The 14,805-nt window shown below is 70.1% G+C and carries 14 protein-coding genes and 1 pseudogene; 6 read left to right on the top strand and 9 right to left on the bottom strand.

The genetic code is table 11. From position 1 onward, the window contains the following. From QQK43_RS05700 to argH, 5 genes and pseudogenes are all read right to left on the bottom strand, one after another. Positions 1-141 (bottom strand): annotated as a pseudogene (locus QQK43_RS05700) (L-lactate dehydrogenase); the annotation flags it as partial. A gap of 43 nt (positions 142-184) precedes the next feature. Further along, positions 185-1,183 carry a Bug family tripartite tricarboxylate transporter substrate binding protein gene (locus QQK43_RS05695; protein WP_284307030.1) on the bottom strand — a complete coding sequence of 333 codons (999 nt, stop codon included), beginning with the start codon at positions 1,181-1,183 and terminating at the stop codon, positions 185-187. 48 nt (positions 1,184-1,231) lie between these two features. After that, the gene (locus QQK43_RS05690) at positions 1,232-2,386 is read right to left on the bottom strand and encodes a mandelate racemase/muconate lactonizing enzyme family protein (RefSeq protein WP_234267352.1); all 1,155 of its coding nucleotides are present in this window, start codon (positions 2,384-2,386) and stop codon (positions 1,232-1,234) included. Positions 2,387-2,515: 129 nt separating this feature from the next. Then, positions 2,516-3,403 (bottom strand): LysR family transcriptional regulator, encoded by an 888-nt coding sequence (locus tag QQK43_RS05685; protein ID WP_284307029.1) that lies wholly within the window; start codon positions 3,401-3,403, stop codon positions 2,516-2,518. A gap of 29 nt (positions 3,404-3,432) precedes the next feature. After that, positions 3,433-4,884 (bottom strand): argininosuccinate lyase, encoded by a 1,452-nt coding sequence (argH, locus tag QQK43_RS05680; protein WP_284307028.1) that lies wholly within the window; start codon positions 4,882-4,884, stop codon positions 3,433-3,435. Between the two features lie 97 nt (positions 4,885-4,981). Here argH and QQK43_RS05675 point away from each other — a divergent pair, with 97 nt between their 5' ends. Then, entirely contained in the window at positions 4,982-6,049 is a 1,068-nt protein-coding gene (locus QQK43_RS05675; protein ID WP_284307027.1) for a sensor histidine kinase, read from the top strand. A 33-nt stretch (positions 6,050-6,082) separates the two neighbouring features. Further along, a complete protein-coding gene (locus QQK43_RS05670; protein WP_284307026.1) occupies positions 6,083-6,823 on the top strand; it encodes a LytR/AlgR family response regulator transcription factor in 741 nt (246 codons plus the stop codon). 5 nt (positions 6,824-6,828) lie between these two features. On the opposite strand, the gene recJ is transcribed toward QQK43_RS05670, so the two are convergent. Together recJ and QQK43_RS05660 are read right to left on the bottom strand one after the other, a co-directional pair. After that, positions 6,829-8,649, bottom strand: a complete 1,821-nt coding sequence (gene recJ, locus QQK43_RS05665) for a single-stranded-DNA-specific exonuclease RecJ (RefSeq protein WP_284307025.1) — start codon at positions 8,647-8,649, stop codon at positions 6,829-6,831. Positions 8,650-8,659: 10 nt separating this feature from the next. Then, positions 8,660-9,604 carry a hypothetical protein gene (locus tag QQK43_RS05660; protein ID WP_284307024.1) on the bottom strand — a complete coding sequence of 315 codons (945 nt, stop codon included), beginning with the start codon at positions 9,602-9,604 and terminating at the stop codon, positions 8,660-8,662. Positions 9,605-9,678: 74 nt separating this feature from the next. Here QQK43_RS05660 and QQK43_RS05655 point away from each other — a divergent pair, with 74 nt between their 5' ends. After that, positions 9,679-10,935 (top strand): lipoprotein-releasing ABC transporter permease subunit, encoded by a 1,257-nt coding sequence (locus QQK43_RS05655; protein WP_234267345.1) that lies wholly within the window; start codon positions 9,679-9,681, stop codon positions 10,933-10,935. Between the two features lie 341 nt (positions 10,936-11,276). After that, on the top strand, positions 11,277-11,951 hold the full coding sequence (lolD, locus tag QQK43_RS05650) for a lipoprotein-releasing ABC transporter ATP-binding protein LolD (RefSeq protein WP_234267344.1): 675 nt from the start codon (positions 11,277-11,279) through the stop codon (positions 11,949-11,951). Between the two features lie 85 nt (positions 11,952-12,036). On the opposite strand, the gene QQK43_RS05645 is transcribed toward lolD, so the two are convergent. Next, on the bottom strand, positions 12,037-12,465 hold the full coding sequence (locus tag QQK43_RS05645; protein WP_284307023.1) for an META domain-containing protein: 429 nt from the start codon (positions 12,463-12,465) through the stop codon (positions 12,037-12,039). A gap of 126 nt (positions 12,466-12,591) precedes the next feature. On the opposite strand from QQK43_RS05645, the gene QQK43_RS05640 reads away from it, so the two are divergent. Both QQK43_RS05640 and QQK43_RS05635 read left to right on the top strand, forming a co-directional pair. Beyond that, positions 12,592-13,440, top strand: a complete 849-nt coding sequence (locus QQK43_RS05640; protein WP_234267342.1) for a TatD family hydrolase — start codon at positions 12,592-12,594, stop codon at positions 13,438-13,440. Beyond that, a complete protein-coding gene (locus tag QQK43_RS05635) occupies positions 13,437-13,934 on the top strand; it encodes a DNA-deoxyinosine glycosylase (protein WP_234267341.1) in 498 nt (165 codons plus the stop codon). Before QQK43_RS05640 ends, QQK43_RS05635 begins: the two co-directional genes overlap by 4 nt. Before the next feature lie 34 nt (positions 13,935-13,968). Here the strand turns inward: QQK43_RS05635 and QQK43_RS05630 are convergent, their stop codons facing one another. After that, positions 13,969-14,778: a mechanosensitive ion channel family protein gene (locus tag QQK43_RS05630; protein WP_234267340.1), complete on the bottom strand. Its 810-nt coding sequence runs from the start codon at positions 14,776-14,778 to the stop codon at positions 13,969-13,971. Positions 14,779-14,805 lie beyond the last annotated feature (27 nt).

Here is a 14,805-nt window from a genome sequence, read left to right as displayed (position 1 = left end):
CTTGATCTGCTGGAAGTCGCTCTCGTTGGCGCGGTAGGTGCTTTCGGTCCAGGAGCCGGAGTCGGCGTAGTCGTAGAACATGCGCGGCACGCGTTTCTGGGCCAGGCGGCGCAGGTCTTCGATGTTCGTCATCACGGGCATGGGGGGCTCTCCCGCTGGTGGCCGGGCACCGGGTGGCACGCGCTCATTGCGCGGAAATCTTCTGTTCGCGGATGACCTTGCCCCATTCGGCCGATTCGCGCCCCAGGTCGGTGGCCAGGGCCGCGGCCGGCATGTAGGCCGGCACGGCACCCTGCTGGGCCGCGACCTGCGCGATGTCGGGGGCGGCCATGACTTTGCGCAGCGATTCGCTCAGCCGCTCGACGATGGGTGCGGGTGTGCCGGTCGGGGCCAGCACGTACAGCCGTGGCACGGCGGAGAAGCCCGGCACCGCGTCGGACAGCGGGGGAATGTCTTCGCCGCCGGACAGCCTGACCGGGTTCATCACCGCCAGGGCCCGCAGCCGGCCGGCCCGTGCCTGGGCGATGGCCGAGGCCGCGCTGACCACGCCGATGGGCACCTGGCCGCTCATCACGTCGGGCACGATCTGCGAGGCGCCCCGGTACGGGATGTGCAGCACGAAGGAGCCCGTGCGGCCCTTGAGCATTTCGAAACCGAGGTGGTGCACGGTGCCCACGCCGGAGGTGGCGTACGAATAGCGGCCCGGGTTCTTTTTCAGGGTGGCGACAAATTCGGCCGGCGTCCGGGCCGGAAAGTCGTTGTGGGTGACGATGATCAGCGGCAGCGTGAACAGGCTGGCCACCGGGGTGAAGGCCTTGAGCGGATCGAAGCTCATGCGCGACTGCAGGTGCTGGGCGATGAGCAGCGAGCTGTCGCCGAGCATCAGCGTGTAGCCATCCGGCGCGGCGCGCGCGACGGTGTCGCCCGCGATCAGGCCGGCAGCGCCGGTGCGGTTTTCCACGATCACCTGCTGGCCCAGCAGCTCCGACAGGCGCGGCGCGACCAGGCGCGCCATGGCGTCGACGCCGCCGCCGGCCGAGTAGCCGACGACCAGCCGCACCGGGCGGCTGGGCCAGTCCTGTGACCAGGCCAGGGGCGTGGTGGCGCTGCCCACGGCGGCCAGCAAGGCGGTGATCAGGGCGTGGCGGCGGTCCGCCGAGAAGGGGGGCTGGGGGTTGTGCATGCTTGTCTCCGGTGTTTGTTGTCGTGATCGTGGCAGGGCGGCGGCAGGTCAGGCTTTGCCCGCCCCCCGCGACCCTGGTCGTCGTGCCAGTTCGGCGAGCCGCCCGGGGTCGGGTCGGAAACCCAGCCCGGGCTGCTCGCTCAGGTGGAGCGTGCCTGCCACGGGTTTGGGCAGGTTGTCGAACACCAGTTCGCAGCACTGCACGGCCACCGAGTGGTATTCCACGAGCGAGCCGTTGGCCAGCCCCGCGTGCAGGTGCATGTTGTGGTGGGGCCAGGCGCCGCCGTTGGCAAAACGGGTGTTGAAGGCAGCGGCCATGCCGGCGATGCGGGTGCACTGGGTGAACCCGCCGCTGATGCAGGCGTTGGGCTGCACCACGTCGACCGCCTGGGCCACCAGCATGTCGCGGAACCGGGTGGCCAGGCCCTCGTTCTGCCCGGCGGCCAGGGGGATATCGGTTTTGCCGCGCAGCTTCACCAGGTTGGGGATGTCGTTGTGCGACACCGGTTCTTCGAAGAAGCTGATGCCATAGGGCTCGACCTGGCGGGCCAGGCTCAGCGCGTGGAAGTAGTCCAGGCTGCAGTTGGCGTCGATGTAGAGCTGCACGTCGGGCCCGACCGCCTCGCGCACGGCGCGGATGCGCTGCACGTCCTCCGCGATCACCGCGTCGAGCGGCCGGGGCTCGTCGCGCCGCTGCAGCGCGTGGTGGCCGACGGTCATTTTCAGGCGCGTGAAACCGCGGCCCACCCAGTCGAGCGCGGCCGCAGCGAGCTCGTCGCGGTCGAAAAAGGCAAAACCGAAGGTCGCGTACACCGGGACTTCGGCGCGCGCGCCGCCGAGCAGGCGCCAGCAGGGCTGGCCCAGCGCCTGGCCCTTGAGGTCCCACAGCGCCAGGTCGATGGCGGCGATGGCGTGGCTCGCATAGCCCGACTGCCCGCGGGGCGTGAGCAGCCAGTACAGGCGCTCCCAGATCTGCTCGTGGCGCAACGGGTCCAGCCCCACCAGGTGGTGGGCGGCGATGTCGTTGACGATGCTGCCGATGACCTCCTCTTCGGTGATGGCGGTCATGCCGGTGCCGACCAGACCGGTGTCGGTTTCGACCGAGACGAGGCAGACGGACAGGCTGGTGGTCTTGGTCCGGCCGGTGGCATTCACTTCCACGGGCAGGTGCAACGGCGTGGCCCAGACGCGGGCAATCTTCATGGGGTCTCCTGCGCCGCGTGGGGGCGGCGGGTGGTTGGGAAGGGGGACGGCGCAGTGTAGGAAGCCCCCGGCGGGCGGGGCAATGACCTCTGCCAAAGGCCGCTTTCGCCAAACGCGAAAGCCAGCCGCTCAGCGCGTGAGGGCCTGCAGCAGCGTGGCGGCGGCGGGCGACAGCGGCACGCCGGCACGGGTGGCCAGGCTGTGCTGGCGCTGGGCCCAGGCATCGGCCAGCGGGATGGCCGTCACGGGCAGGTGCGCCAGTTGCGGGGCAATCGCTTCCAGCGGCAGCACGCCGACGCCCAGACCGGCCGCGACCATGCGGCAGACGGCGTCAAACCCCCGCATGCGCATGCGCACGTTCAGCGGGCGACCGACTTCGGCGGCCGAGGCCATCAGCCGGTTGGACAGTGCGGTGCCGCCGCTGAGCGTGATGAACGGCTCGTCCAGCGCGTCGGCCAGGCGCAGGCGGCGACGCTGCGCGAGCGGGTGCGTGGCCGGTGCCAGCAGCACCAGGGTGTCGTGGAAGAACGGGGTGAACGCAAGGCCCGCCGGAGGCACTGGCAGGTCGACCACGCCGAAATCGGCGCGCCCTTCGATCAGCGCCAGCGGGATCTCGGGGCTGCCGCGTTCCTCGATGTCGATGCGGATCAGCGGGTGTTCGGTCATGAAGCGCTGCAGGCGCTGGGGCAGCACTTCCAGCAGCGCCGAGGTGTTGGCCAGCACACGCACCTGGCCTTGCAGCCCCTGGCTGTAGCCCTGAAGGTGCTGGGCCAGCCGGTCGGCGTCGGTCAACAGGGCGCGTGCGCGCTGCACCAGCATCTGCCCGGCGGGGGTGAGCTGCACCCCCCGCGAGGAGCGTTCGAAGATGCGGAACCCGAGCGACTCTTCAAGCGCGGTGATGCGCGAACTGGCGGCGGCCACCGCGAGCTGCAGGCGCTCGCTGGCGGCACTGATCGATCCGTGGTCGGCCGCTGCGACCACCACGCGCAAGGTGCCGAGATCGATGGACTCCTGCATGCGGAGGGCGCCGCCTGCTGGTGCCGGTGTCAGCCCAGCCGGGTCCGGTGGCGGACGATCTGCGCCGTCACCTGGGCCGGTGCGGTGCCGCCCAGCGTGTTGCGGGCGTTGAGGCTGCCGCGCAGGCTGAGTACGTCGAACACGTCTTTGCCGATGTCCGGGTGGAAGCCCTGCAGCACGGTCAGGGGCAGTTCGGACAGGTCGCAGTTGTGCGACGTGGCCGCCTTGACGGCGTGGGCCACGGTTTCGTGGGCGTCGCGGAAGGGCAGGCCCTTCTTGACCAGGTAGTCGGCCAGATCTGTGGCGGTGGCGTAACCCTTGTTGGCCGCCGCTTCCATGGCGGCCGCATTGACCGTGATGCCGCCTTCCTTGGCGCCGGTGGCGGGGTTGAGCTGGCCGCCCACCATCTCGGCAAAGATGCGCAGCGTGTCCTTGAGCGTGTCGACGGTATCGAACAGCGGCTCCTTGTCTTCCTGGTTGTCCTTGTTGTAGGCCAGCGGCTGGCCCTTCATCAGCGTGATCAGGCCCATCAGGTGGCCAACCACGCGGCCGGTCTTGCCGCGCGCGAGTTCGGGCACGTCGGGGTTCTTCTTCTGGGGCATGATCGACGAGCCGGTGGTGAAGCGGTCGGCGATCTTCACGAAGCCGAAGTTCTGGCTCATCCACAGGATCAGCTCTTCGCTGAAGCGGCTGACGTGCACCATGCACAGGCTGGCGGCGGCGGTGAACTCGATCGCGAAGTCGCGGTCGCTCACGCCGTCCAGGCTGTTCTGGCACACCACGGGGGACCCGTTCTCGTCCACCATGCCCAGGGTCTTCGCCACGCGCTCGCGGTCCAGCGGGTAGGTGGTGCCGGCCAGCGCGGCACTGCCCAGCGGCAGGCGGTTGGTGCGGCGGCGCACGTCGGCCATGCGCTCGGCATCGCGGGCGAACATTTCCACGTAGGCCAGCAGGTGGTGGGCAAAGCTCACCGGCTGCGCCACCTGCAGGTGGGTGAAGCCGGGCAGGATCACTTCGACGTTCTGTTCGGCCACATCGACCAGCGCGATCTGCAGTTCCTTGAGCAGGTCGCTGATGAGGTCGATTTCGTCGCGCAGCCACAGGCGCACGTCGGTGGCGACCTGGTCGTTGCGGCTGCGGCCGGTGTGCAGGCGCTTGCCGGCGTCGCCCACCAGTTGGGTCAGGCGCGCCTCGATGTTCAGGTGCACGTCTTCGAGGTCGAGCTTCCATTCGAAGCTGCCGGCCTCGATCTCGCTGCGGATCTGCGCCATGCCGCGTTGAATGTCGGCCAGGTCACCGGCGCCGATGATGCCCTGCGCCGCCAGCATCTCGGCGTGGGCGAGACTGCCGGTGATGTCGGCCAGCCACAGGCGTTTGTCGAAGAACACGCTGGCGGTGTAGCGCTTGACCAGCTCGCTCATGGGCTCCGAGAATAGGGCGGACCAGGCTTCGGCTTTTTTGTCGAGTTGGTTGGAGGTCATGGCAAGGCCCGGCGCGGTGCACCGGTCGGGTAGGCTGTGTCAGGAAAAGGGAGTCGGGGTCGCGGGTGCGGCGCCAGGCCCACGCTCAGAAGGACCCATGAAGGATTCCCGGATTTTATCGACCTTCCAGGAACTGCCGCCGACGTCCACGCGCCGTGCGCGGGCGGGTACCGCCAGCCGGGAGGCGGCCGTCTCCCGCGCGCTGGTGTTCAACACCTGCCAGGTGGGGGTGGTGCTGCGCACGGTGCTGTTTGTGCAGGCGGTGGTGTTGGTGGCTTCGCTGTTCGAACTGCGCGGTGCGGCCGCGTGGTTCAGCGGGGTGGTGGTGCTCACGGGCGCGGTGCAGCCGTCCACCGTGATCTGGCTGCTGGTGGTGTGCGCGCTCAAGCGCCCGCTGGACCGCTTGCCGCGCCGCCTGCAGTGGGCGGTCGCGATCACGCTGGGTGCGCTGGCCGGCCTGTACGGCTGCGCCATGCTCTACTGGACGGGCATGCTCAGTCCGGCGCCATGGCTGGGCAGCGCCGCGGCCGGGGCGCTGGTATCGGCCGTGCTGGTGGCGTCGCTGATGTGGCGCGAGCGGGCACGCATGCCGGCCGGTGCCACGGCGCGGCTGGCCGAGCTGCAGGCCCGCATCCGCCCACACTTTCTGTTCAATTCGCTCAACAGCGCCATCGCGCTGGTGCGGGAAGAGCCGGCCAAGGCCGAGCGCCTGCTCGAAGACCTCAGCGAGCTGTTCCGCCATGCGCTGGTGGATGGGGGCGAAAACCGCCGCCTGGACGAAGAGCTGGAACTGGCGCGGCATTACCTGGCAATCGAACAGGTGCGGTTCGGTGACCGCCTGCAGGTGGAGTGGCAGATCGACGAGACCGCCAGCGGCGCCCGGTTGCCGCCGCTGATCCTGCAGCCGCTGGTGGAGAACGCGGTCAAGCACGGGGTCGAACCCAGTCCCACGGGCGCCGTGGTGCGCATCCGCACCGAACGCCGCGCCGGTGTCGTGGTGATCAAGGTGACCAACACCGTGCCCGCCGGCAGCGGCGCACGCGGCAACGGCCTGGCGCTGGACAATGTGCGGCAGCGTCTGCAATTGCTGCACGATCTGGAGGGGCGCTTCCAGAGCGGCATGGTGGACGGTGTGTTTCAGGTTCGCCTCGAAATCCCGGTATAAACGGGAACCAACGGCATTCGCGACGGAGCACCCATGACACTGAAGGTACTGATCGTGGACGACGAACCGCTGGCGCGGTCCCGCCTGCGCACCCTGCTGGGCGATTGCACCGATCCGCGTGCGGAGGTCGTCGCGGAAGCGGGCAACGCCGTGCAGGCGATGGAGCAGTTGCAGCGGCAGCCGGCCGACCTGGTGCTGCTCGACGTGCACATGCCGGGCATGGACGGCATCGCGCTGGGTGCCCATCTGCGGCGCGTGTCGCCGGCGCCTGCGGTCGTGTTCGTGACCGCCCATGCCGAACACGCGGTGGAAGCCTTCGATCTGGAGGCGGCCGATTACCTGACCAAGCCGGTGCGGCTGGAGCGCCTGCAGCAGGCGTTGCAGAAGGTGCTGCGCGCGCGCTCGGTCGTGGAAGTGCCGGCGGCGGTGTCGGCGCAGGATTGCCTGGTGATCCAGGAGCGTGGCCGCAGCGAGCGGGTGCCCCTGGACGATGTGATCTACCTCAAGGCCGAGCTCAAATACATCACGGTGCGCACCGCGGACAAAGAGCACATCTACGACGGCGCACTGAGCGACCTGGAACAGCGCTACGGCCACCTCTTCGTGCGCGTGCACCGCAATGCGCTGGTTGCGCGCCGGTGCGTGCGTGCGGTCGAGAAGGTCAACGACCCGACCGAGGGCGAAGGCTGGGCAGTGCGCCTCGATGGCGTGGACGAGCGCCTGTCGATCTCCCGCCGTCAACTGGCGGCGGTGCGCGAAGCCCTGCTGGGCTGAGTCGTTCAGCCTTCGGCCGCCTCGATCAGAAAGCGCACGCGGCGCTGGCCCTGCCATTCGTCCGCGTCGAGCCGGTAGGCGATCTTCACGCGCTCGGGCAGCGGTTCGGTGTGGCCGAACCAGATGCCGTCCACCGTGTCGCCCTGGTGCTTGAGCTTGACCGACAGGTGCTTTTCGCCCACCAGCCGCTGGCTGATCACCTGCACCTCTTCGCAGAACACGGGCGGCGCAAAACCCTGGCCCCATACCTCCTGGTGCAGGGTGTCCACCAGGTCGGGGCGGCGGTACTGTTTGTCCAGCGCACCATCGGCTTCGAGCCGGCGCTGCAGCGTGGCCGCGTCCAGCCATTCGTGCGCGACCTGGGCAAAGGCTTGCTCGAAGGTGTCGATGTGCTCTTCGCTGATGGTGCAGCCGGCGGCCATGGCGTGGCCGCCGAACTTCAGCAGCACGCCCGGGTGGCGTTTGGCCACGAGGTCCAGCGCGTCGCGCAGGTGGAAGCCGGGAATGGAGCGGCCTGAACCCTTGAGTTCGTGCTCCTTGCCTTCGGCGCCGCTGGCGGCGAACACGAAGGTGGGCCGGTGCAGTTTGTCCTTCAGGCGCGAGGCCACGATGCCGACCACCCCTTCGTGGAAGTCGGGGTCGAACACGGTGATGGCCGGCGGCGGCTCCTCCGATTCGTCGAACAGTTCTTCCACGATCATCAGCGCCTGTTCGCGCATCTCGCCCTCGATGGCCTTGCGGTCGCGGTTGATGCCGTCGAGCGTGCGCGCCAGTTCGTCGGCGCGGCCGGGATCGTCGGTGATCAGGCACTCGATGCCCAGTGTCATGTCGGCCAGGCGGCCTGCGGCGTTCAGGCGCGGGCCCAGCGCGAAGCCGAAGTCGAAGCTGCTGGCCTTGGCCGGCTGGCGGGCGGCCACGGCGAACAGCGCGGCCATGCCGGGGGGCATGGCGCCCGCGCGGATGCGGCGCAGGCCTTGCGCGACCAGGCGGCGGTTGTTGGCGTCGAGCTTCACCACGTCGGCTACGGTGCCGAGCGCGACCAGGGGCAGCAGGGTGTCGATCTTGGGCTGCAGAACACGCGCCCCCACGCTTCCTGCTTCGCGTGGTTCGCTGCCCCCCGAAGGGGCGGTCTCGCCTTGGGACGGCCCGGCGGCGGGGCGGGCATCGAACACCCCGCGCTCGCGCAGTTCCGCGCGCAGCGCCAGCAGCACGTAGAACATCACGCCCACGCCGGCGATGGACTTGCTCTCGAAGCCGCAGCCGGGCTGGTTGGGGTTGACGATGGTGCAGCCCGTGGGCAGGGTGATGGCGCCGTCAACCACGGCGGGCAGGTGGTGGTCGGTGATCAGCACCTGCAGGCCGAGTGCCTGCGCCGCCTGCACCCCGGCCACGCTGGCGATGCCGTTGTCCACGGTCACCAGCCAGTCGGCGCCGCGCTGCTTCACGCGCTCGGCGATGGCGGGCGTGAGGCCGTAGCCGTCGGTCACGCGGTCGGGTACGAGGTAGTCCACGCGGTCCCAGCCCAGCGGCGCACCCAGCAGGCGCAGGCCACGCACGGCGACCGCGCACGCGGTGGCACCGTCGCAGTCGTAGTCGGCCACGATGCACACGCGCTGGCCCGCCTGCAGGGCGTCGGCCAGTTGCCGGGCGGCGGTCTGCGCATGGAGCAGGGTGCCGGGCGGCAGCAGCAGGGCGAGCGCGTCGTCCAGTTGGGCCTTGTCGGTGATGCCGCGCGCGGCGAACAGGCGCGCCAGCAGCGGGTGCAGGCCGCCCTGTTCAAGCGCCCAGGCGGCGCGGGGGGGTACATCGCGGGTGATGATCTTCATGCGGTGTCGTTCAGAGCGTGTCCAGCAGGGCCAGTGAAGGCCGGGAGGCGAACAGGCGGGTCAGGCGCTGCCAGGCCGAGGCGCGCGAGGCCACCAGGGTGATGGCGCGCTGCTCGCCCGCCAGGGTGAGGCGGACCGGTGTGCCGCGGCGGGCCTCGGCCAGCAGGCGGGCCACGCTGTCGCCGTCGACCGCCTGCCAGGCGTCGACGTAGGCGCGGGCATCCAGCGCCAGGGCACTGGCCTGCAGGCGGTTTTCGACCTGCACCTGCGGTGCCGGTGGTGGCAAGGCCTCCAGCAAGCCGGCGCCCGTGACCCAGAGGGCGTTGATCAGCGGCAGGCGGCGTTGCTGGCGGTCGTCGTTCACGCGGTGGGCGTAGAACAGCATCTGCATCTCGTTCTGCAGGCGGCGCCAGCGCAGGGCCTCGGGATGGCCGCTGAAATGCAGCACCGCCGGCGTGATGGGCCGGCCCGCCAGGCGGTCCAGCGACCAGGTGGTCAGCCCGCGCAGGGGTTCCCCCATCGCCAGCCAGGCGTGGGGCATGACGTAGCGCAGCGCGATGCCGTCTTCTTCGAAGTAGGGCTGGGCCGCTTCGAACAGCGCGCGCGACTCGGCTTCCTGCAGGTCCAGCTGTTCCGGGACCCCCAGCCGGACCTGGTCGCTGCCGACCTGCAGGTGGCAGGGGCGGATCCAGCCGCAGGGCTGGCCGGTGGTGCGGGTTTCCAGGGCGGCCCAGGGGATCTGGCCTTCGCTGGCCGGCAGGCCCAGCAGGGCGGCCAGCACCAGTTCGTAGGGCATGGACGGGCATTCGGGGCCGGCATCCACCTGCTCGGCCACCGACATCAGGGGCAGCAGCGCGCTCAGGTGGGGCAGTTCGCGCGGCACCTGCGCCGGCCACAGGGACTGGTCGTGCTGGTCGCGGGCGGCGGCATGGGGAATGAGCAGGTGGGGGATCACGGAACCGGAGAGGTGGGCGGACGGTCAGAGCAGCATTGTCGGGGATGCCACAATCGCCCGGCTGGAACCTGCTCATGCAAACCCCTTACGAACTTCTTCTGGGCTGGCGCTATACCCGCGCCGGCCGCGCGTCCCGCCGGGACGGCTTCATTTCCTTCATCTCGCTCATTTCCATGCTCGGCATCGCGCTGGGGGTGGCGGCGCTCATCATCGTGCTGTCGGTGATGAACGGCTTCCAGAAAGAGGTGCGCGACCGCATGCTGGGGGTGCTCTCGCACATCGAGATCTTCGAACCCGGCGGCCAGGCCGTGCCGCAGCTGAATGAGGTGCTGGCCCGCGTGCGCAGCCACCCCGCGGTGGTGGGCGCGGCCCCGTTCGTGGGCGCCCAGGCGCTGATCGCCCGTGGCGAGGACATGAAGGGCGCGATGGTGCGCGGCATCGACCCGGCGCAGGAGCCCCAGGTCACCGAGCTGGCGGCCGACCTGTCGCAGACCGTGCTGCCGCGGCTGGTGCCGGGCGCATTCGGCGTCATCCTGGGTGGCGAGCTGGCGCGCAGTCTGGGGGTGGGCGTGGGCGACAGCGTGACGCTGATCGCTCCCAGCGGCCAGGTCACGCCGGCCGGCGTGGTTCCGCGCATCCGCCAGATGACGGTGGTGGGCACCTTCGATTCCGGCCACTACGAATACGACTCGGCGCTGGCCCTGCTGCACGAGCAGGATGCGGCCCGCATCTTCCGCGTGGAAGGGCCGACCGGGGTGCGCGTGAAGATCCGCAACCTGCACGAGGCGCGCGAGGTCGCGCTGGAGCTGGCTGCCAAGCTCGACCCGGGCCTGCTGGTGCGCGACTGGACGCGCCAGAACCGCACCTGGTTCGCAGCCGTGCAGCTCGAAAAACGCATGATGTTCATCATCCTCACGCTGATCGTGGCTGTGGCGGCGTTCAACCTCGTGTCCACGCTGGTGATGACCGTGACCGACAAGCGCGCCGACATCGCCATCCTGCGCACCCTGGGTGCCAGCCCGCGCAGCATCATGGGCATTTTCATGGTGCAGGGCGCGGCTGTGGGCGTGATCGGCACCGGTCTGGGCCTGCTGCTGGGCCTGGGCATCGCGTTCAACATCGACACCATCGTGCCGGCGCTCGAACACCTGCTGGGGGCCAGCTTCCTGCCCAAGGACATCTATGTCATCAGCCGCATGCCCAGCGACCCGCAGCAGGGCGACATCGTGCCCATCGCGCTGATCTCGCTGGCACTGGCCTTCGTGGCTACGCTGTACCCGAGCTGGCGCGCCAGCCGCGTGAACCCGGCCGAGGCGCTGCGGTATGAATGAGACCCCCACGCTCCGCCGCTGGCGCGGGTCGCTGCCCCCCGGGGGGGCTGATCCGGCTTGGGGCGGCCCGGCGCCGGATCGTCTGGCCCCCACGCTCCACCGCTGGCGCGGGTCGCTGCCCCTCGGGGGGGCTGCACCTGCCTTGGGGCGGCTCGGTGCTGCTGGATCGTCTGTCTCCTCGATCCGCCGTTTTGCCGGGCACGGGCGTTGTGTGCCCGTCATGCCCGCGAAGGCGGGCATCCAGGCGCCGGCATGCCGGCCGTCAGGTTCTGTCGCGGCTGTCGCCGGCCGCGGTCGCAGGGCGGGCGGTACCCCGCTCCGCTGAAGGAAAGCTCTGTTTCATGAATGACCTCGTTCTGCAGGCCACGGGCCTGACCAAGCGCTTTACCGAAGGCCGGCTCGATGTGACCGTGCTCGGTGGCGTGGACCTGGCCGTGCGCCGCGGTGAAACCGTGGCCATCGTTGGCGCCTCCGGCTCCGGCAAGAGCACGCTGCTGCATGTGCTGGGCGGGCTGGACGCACCGACCACCGGCTCTGTGCAGCTCCAGGGTCAGCGCCTGTCGGACTTGAACGCGGCGCAGCAGGGCGCGCTGCGCAACCAGCATCTGGGTTTCGTCTACCAGTTCCACCATCTGCTGCCGGAGTTCAGCGCGCGCGACAACGTTGCCATGCCGCTGTGGATCCGTCGCACCGACCGCGCCGAGGCGGCGCGTCAGGCCGAAGACATGCTGGCCCGTGTGGGCCTGGCCAGCCGGCTGGCGCACCGGCCGGCCGAGCTGTCGGGAGGCGAGCGCCAACGCGTGGCGATCGCGCGTGCGCTGGTCACCCGGCCGGCCTGCGTGCTGGCCGACGAGCCCACGGGCAACCTCGACCGCGGCACCGCCGACGGGGTGTTCGACCTGATGATGCAACTGGCCCGCGACCAGGGCACGGCCTTCGTGGTGGTGACCCACGACGAGAGCCTGGCCGCCCGCTGCGGCCGGGTGCTTCGCCTCAAGGCCGGTGTGCTGGCCTGACGGCCAGGAACGCCGGCAACCGGTCAGCGAACCGCCCGGGCAGGGCCGGGGGGGCTGGCGCTCCTCCACCTGGGAGGCCAGCGGGTCACTCGTCCCGGATGCCCGGCTTCACGAAGCGCAAGGGCTTGTCCAGGGCGCTGCTGTGGATCAGCAGCACATCGCCCAGCAGCTCGAAGCGCTGGGCCGCTGTCAGGGCCTTCATGTAGCGCATTTCCTGGGCGTTCACGGGCTCGGCGCAGGCCATGCGCGTCATGCCGGTCTGTTCGATCCGGAGATTGGCGCCGTCAATGCTGGCGCTGCCGAAAAAGCGGTTGCACGAGCCGTTGCCCGCGATCCGGCCCGGTTCGGGAAAGTTCAGCGTGGCCAGGGGGCGGTGCAGCACGGGCTGATCGCCCAGCGCCTGCAACTGCCATTCGGAGCCCCACACCAGCGATGCCGGCGGCGGGGTGGCGCAGGAGGCCGTCAGGGCGGCGGCGGCGAGCAGGGCGGGCAGCAGGTGGGTGCGGGTCTTCATGATCTTCCTCCGTGAACGGGCCTGGTGGGTCAACCCCACACGCTGGCGGGGCCGGGCAACCGGGCAGAATGCCTGACCGAGCTTAACCCGCTGGAGCGGCCGCCGCCGCACTTTGCCTTGCCGACCATGTGGATCGACACACACTGCCATCTGGATGCCCCCGAATTCGGCGACGGCCATGCGCTGGCGCGGCAGGCGCGGGAAGCCGCGCGCGCGCTGGGCGTGTCGCGCTGCGTGATCCCGGCGGTCGAGCGCCGCCACTTCGCCGCCGTGCGGCAACTGGCGCACGAGCTGGGCGATGCCTATGCCCTCGGCATCCATCCCCTTTACGTGCCGCAAGCTGATGAGCAGGACCTGGACGCCCTGGACGCTGAACTGACGGCGTACCGGGACGATCCCCGGCTGGTGGCCGTGGGCGAGATCGGCCTCGATTTTTTTGTGCCGGCGCTGACCGAGCCCGCGATGCGGGCGCGCCAGGAACGCTTCTACCGCGCGCAACTGAAACTGGCGCGCAAGCATGGGCTGCCGGTCATCCTGCACTGCCGGCGCAGCGTCGACGGGCTGCTCAAGCACCTTCGCGAGCTGCCCACGGGCGGCGGCATTGCCCATGCGTTCAACGGCAGCCCGGCGCAGGCGCAGGCCTTTCTGGCACTGGGTTTCCGGCTCGGTTTCGGCGGAGCGGCCACCTTCGAGCCGGCCCTGCGCCTGCGGGCGCTGGCTGCGGCCCTGCCGCTGGAGGCGCTGGTGCTCGAAACCGATGCGCCCGACATTCCGCCCCAGTGGCTCTATGCCACGGCCGCCGAACGTGCCGCTGGCCGGCCACAGGGGCTGAACACCCCGGCCGAGTTGCCGCGCATCGGGGCGGTGCTGGCCGGGTTGCGTGCCATGGCGCCCGAGGCGCTGGCGCAGGCCACCACCGCCAATGCGTTGGCCGCCCTGCCGCGCCTGGCGGCCTTGCCGGAGCGCGGCGCATGACGCGCCTGGTCGGTCTGGCGCCGGTCATTGGGCCGGACACCCGTCTGCTGGTGTTGGGCAGTTTTCCCGGCGTGGCTTCGCTGCGCGCGCAGCAGTACTACGGCCACCCGCAGAACCAGTTCTGGAAGATCCTGTCGGCGCTGTGGGCCACCGATCTGGTGGCCCTGACCTATGCACACCGGCTCGACGCGGTGCGCTCGCGCGGCCTGGGCATCTGGGACGTGTACGCCGCCTGCGAGCGCGAAGGCAGCCTGGATGCGGACATCCGCCATGCCGAGCTCAACGACTGGGGCCGGCTGCAGCGCGAATGCCCGCGCCTGCAGGCCATTGCGCACAACGGCGGCGAAAGCTTCCGCCACGCGCGGCACACCCGGGCGCTGGGCCTGCCGGTGTACCGCCTGCCGTCCACCAGCCCGGCCAACGCGAGCTGGAGCTTCGAGCGCAAGCGCCAGGCCTGGCAGGCGGTGTTCGAAGCGACAGGGCTGCTGGGCTGAGCGGCGCGCCCGCACGGAGCGGGCGCCGGGCCGGTCAGACCGTGCGGTGCGCCACCGGGGTTTCCGGCACCGGGTAACCGGCGGCGCCGAAGGTGGCCACGATGGCCTTGTGCGTGTCGAAGTACACCTGCCAGTAGTGGTCGGTGTGGGTGTAGGGGCGCACGCACAGCAGCGGGCCTTCGGGCGTGAACTGCAGGATTTCGATGTCGGGAGCCGGCGTATCGCGCACATGGGCGATCGCGGCGATCACCGGGCGCAGGCGCGCGATGGCGTCCTGTACGTCCACGCCGTTGGCCACCTTGGCCACGCAGTCGACGCGGCGGAAGGGTTCGGCGCTGTAGTTCTGGATGTTGTCCGAGAACACCTTGTTGTTGCCCACCACGGTCAGCACGTTGTCCATGGTCAGGATGGTGGTGGCGAACAGGCCCAGTTCCCTGACCGTGCCGGTCACACCGCCTGCGTTGATGAAGTCGCCCACCTTGTAGGGGCGCAGCACCTGCAGGAACAGCCCCGCCGCGAAATTGCCCAGCATGCCGCTCCAGGCGGCACCGATGGCCAGGCCCGCGCCGGCCAGCAACGCGGCGAACGACGTGGTCTTGATGCCGAAGATGTCCAGGATGGCCAGCACCAGCACCAGCGTCAGACCCACCGAGATGATGGATTTGAGGTACTGGATCAGGGTGGCGTCGATCTTGCGGCCCCTTTCGAGCGCACCGCCGATGAGGCGCACGGCCAGCCCGATCAGCCAGCGGCCGATCACCCAGGCCGCGATCGCGCCCAGGATCTTGAGGCCGAAGTCGGCCCCCTGCGTCGTCAGAAAATTCCAGATCACTTCCGTGTTCATAATGAGCCCTTGTGGCTGTTCAGCGAT

Origin of the sequence: Hydrogenophaga electricum, assembly GCF_030160815.1 — a bacterium.
In the GTDB taxonomy this organism is placed as follows: Bacteria; Pseudomonadota; Gammaproteobacteria; order Burkholderiales; family Burkholderiaceae_C; genus Hydrogenophaga; species Hydrogenophaga electricum.
The sequence above is the reverse complement of the archived record's forward strand: the minus strand, read 5'-3'. Positions and strand labels throughout refer to the sequence as shown.

Bases quoted from the DNA above. Each gene is read 5' to 3' on its own strand.
- recJ (WP_284307025.1), bottom strand. From the start codon at position 8,649: ATGAAGATCATCACCCGCGATGTACCCCCCCGCGCCGCCTGGGCGCTT.
- QQK43_RS05640 (WP_234267342.1), top strand. From the start codon at position 12,592: ATGTGGATCGACACACACTGCCATCTGGATGCCCCCGAATTCGGCGAC.
- QQK43_RS05690 (WP_234267352.1), bottom strand. From the start codon at position 2,386: ATGAAGATTGCCCGCGTCTGGGCCACGCCGTTGCACCTGCCCGTGGAA.
- lolD (WP_234267344.1), top strand. From the start codon at position 11,277: ATGAATGACCTCGTTCTGCAGGCCACGGGCCTGACCAAGCGCTTTACC.
- QQK43_RS05685 (WP_284307029.1), bottom strand. From the start codon at position 3,403: ATGCAGGAGTCCATCGATCTCGGCACCTTGCGCGTGGTGGTCGCAGCG.
- QQK43_RS05695 (WP_284307030.1), bottom strand. From the start codon at position 1,183: ATGCACAACCCCCAGCCCCCCTTCTCGGCGGACCGCCGCCACGCCCTG.
- argH (WP_284307028.1), bottom strand. From the start codon at position 4,884: ATGACCTCCAACCAACTCGACAAAAAAGCCGAAGCCTGGTCCGCCCTA.
- QQK43_RS05670 (WP_284307026.1), top strand. From the start codon at position 6,083: ATGACACTGAAGGTACTGATCGTGGACGACGAACCGCTGGCGCGGTCC.
- QQK43_RS05655 (WP_234267345.1), top strand. From the start codon at position 9,679: ATGCAAACCCCTTACGAACTTCTTCTGGGCTGGCGCTATACCCGCGCC.
- QQK43_RS05675 (WP_284307027.1), top strand. From the start codon at position 4,982: ATGAAGGATTCCCGGATTTTATCGACCTTCCAGGAACTGCCGCCGACG.
- QQK43_RS05645 (WP_284307023.1), bottom strand. From the start codon at position 12,465: ATGAAGACCCGCACCCACCTGCTGCCCGCCCTGCTCGCCGCCGCCGCC.
- QQK43_RS05630 (WP_234267340.1), bottom strand. From the start codon at position 14,778: ATGAACACGGAAGTGATCTGGAATTTTCTGACGACGCAGGGGGCCGAC.
- QQK43_RS05635 (WP_234267341.1), top strand. From the start codon at position 13,437: ATGACGCGCCTGGTCGGTCTGGCGCCGGTCATTGGGCCGGACACCCGT.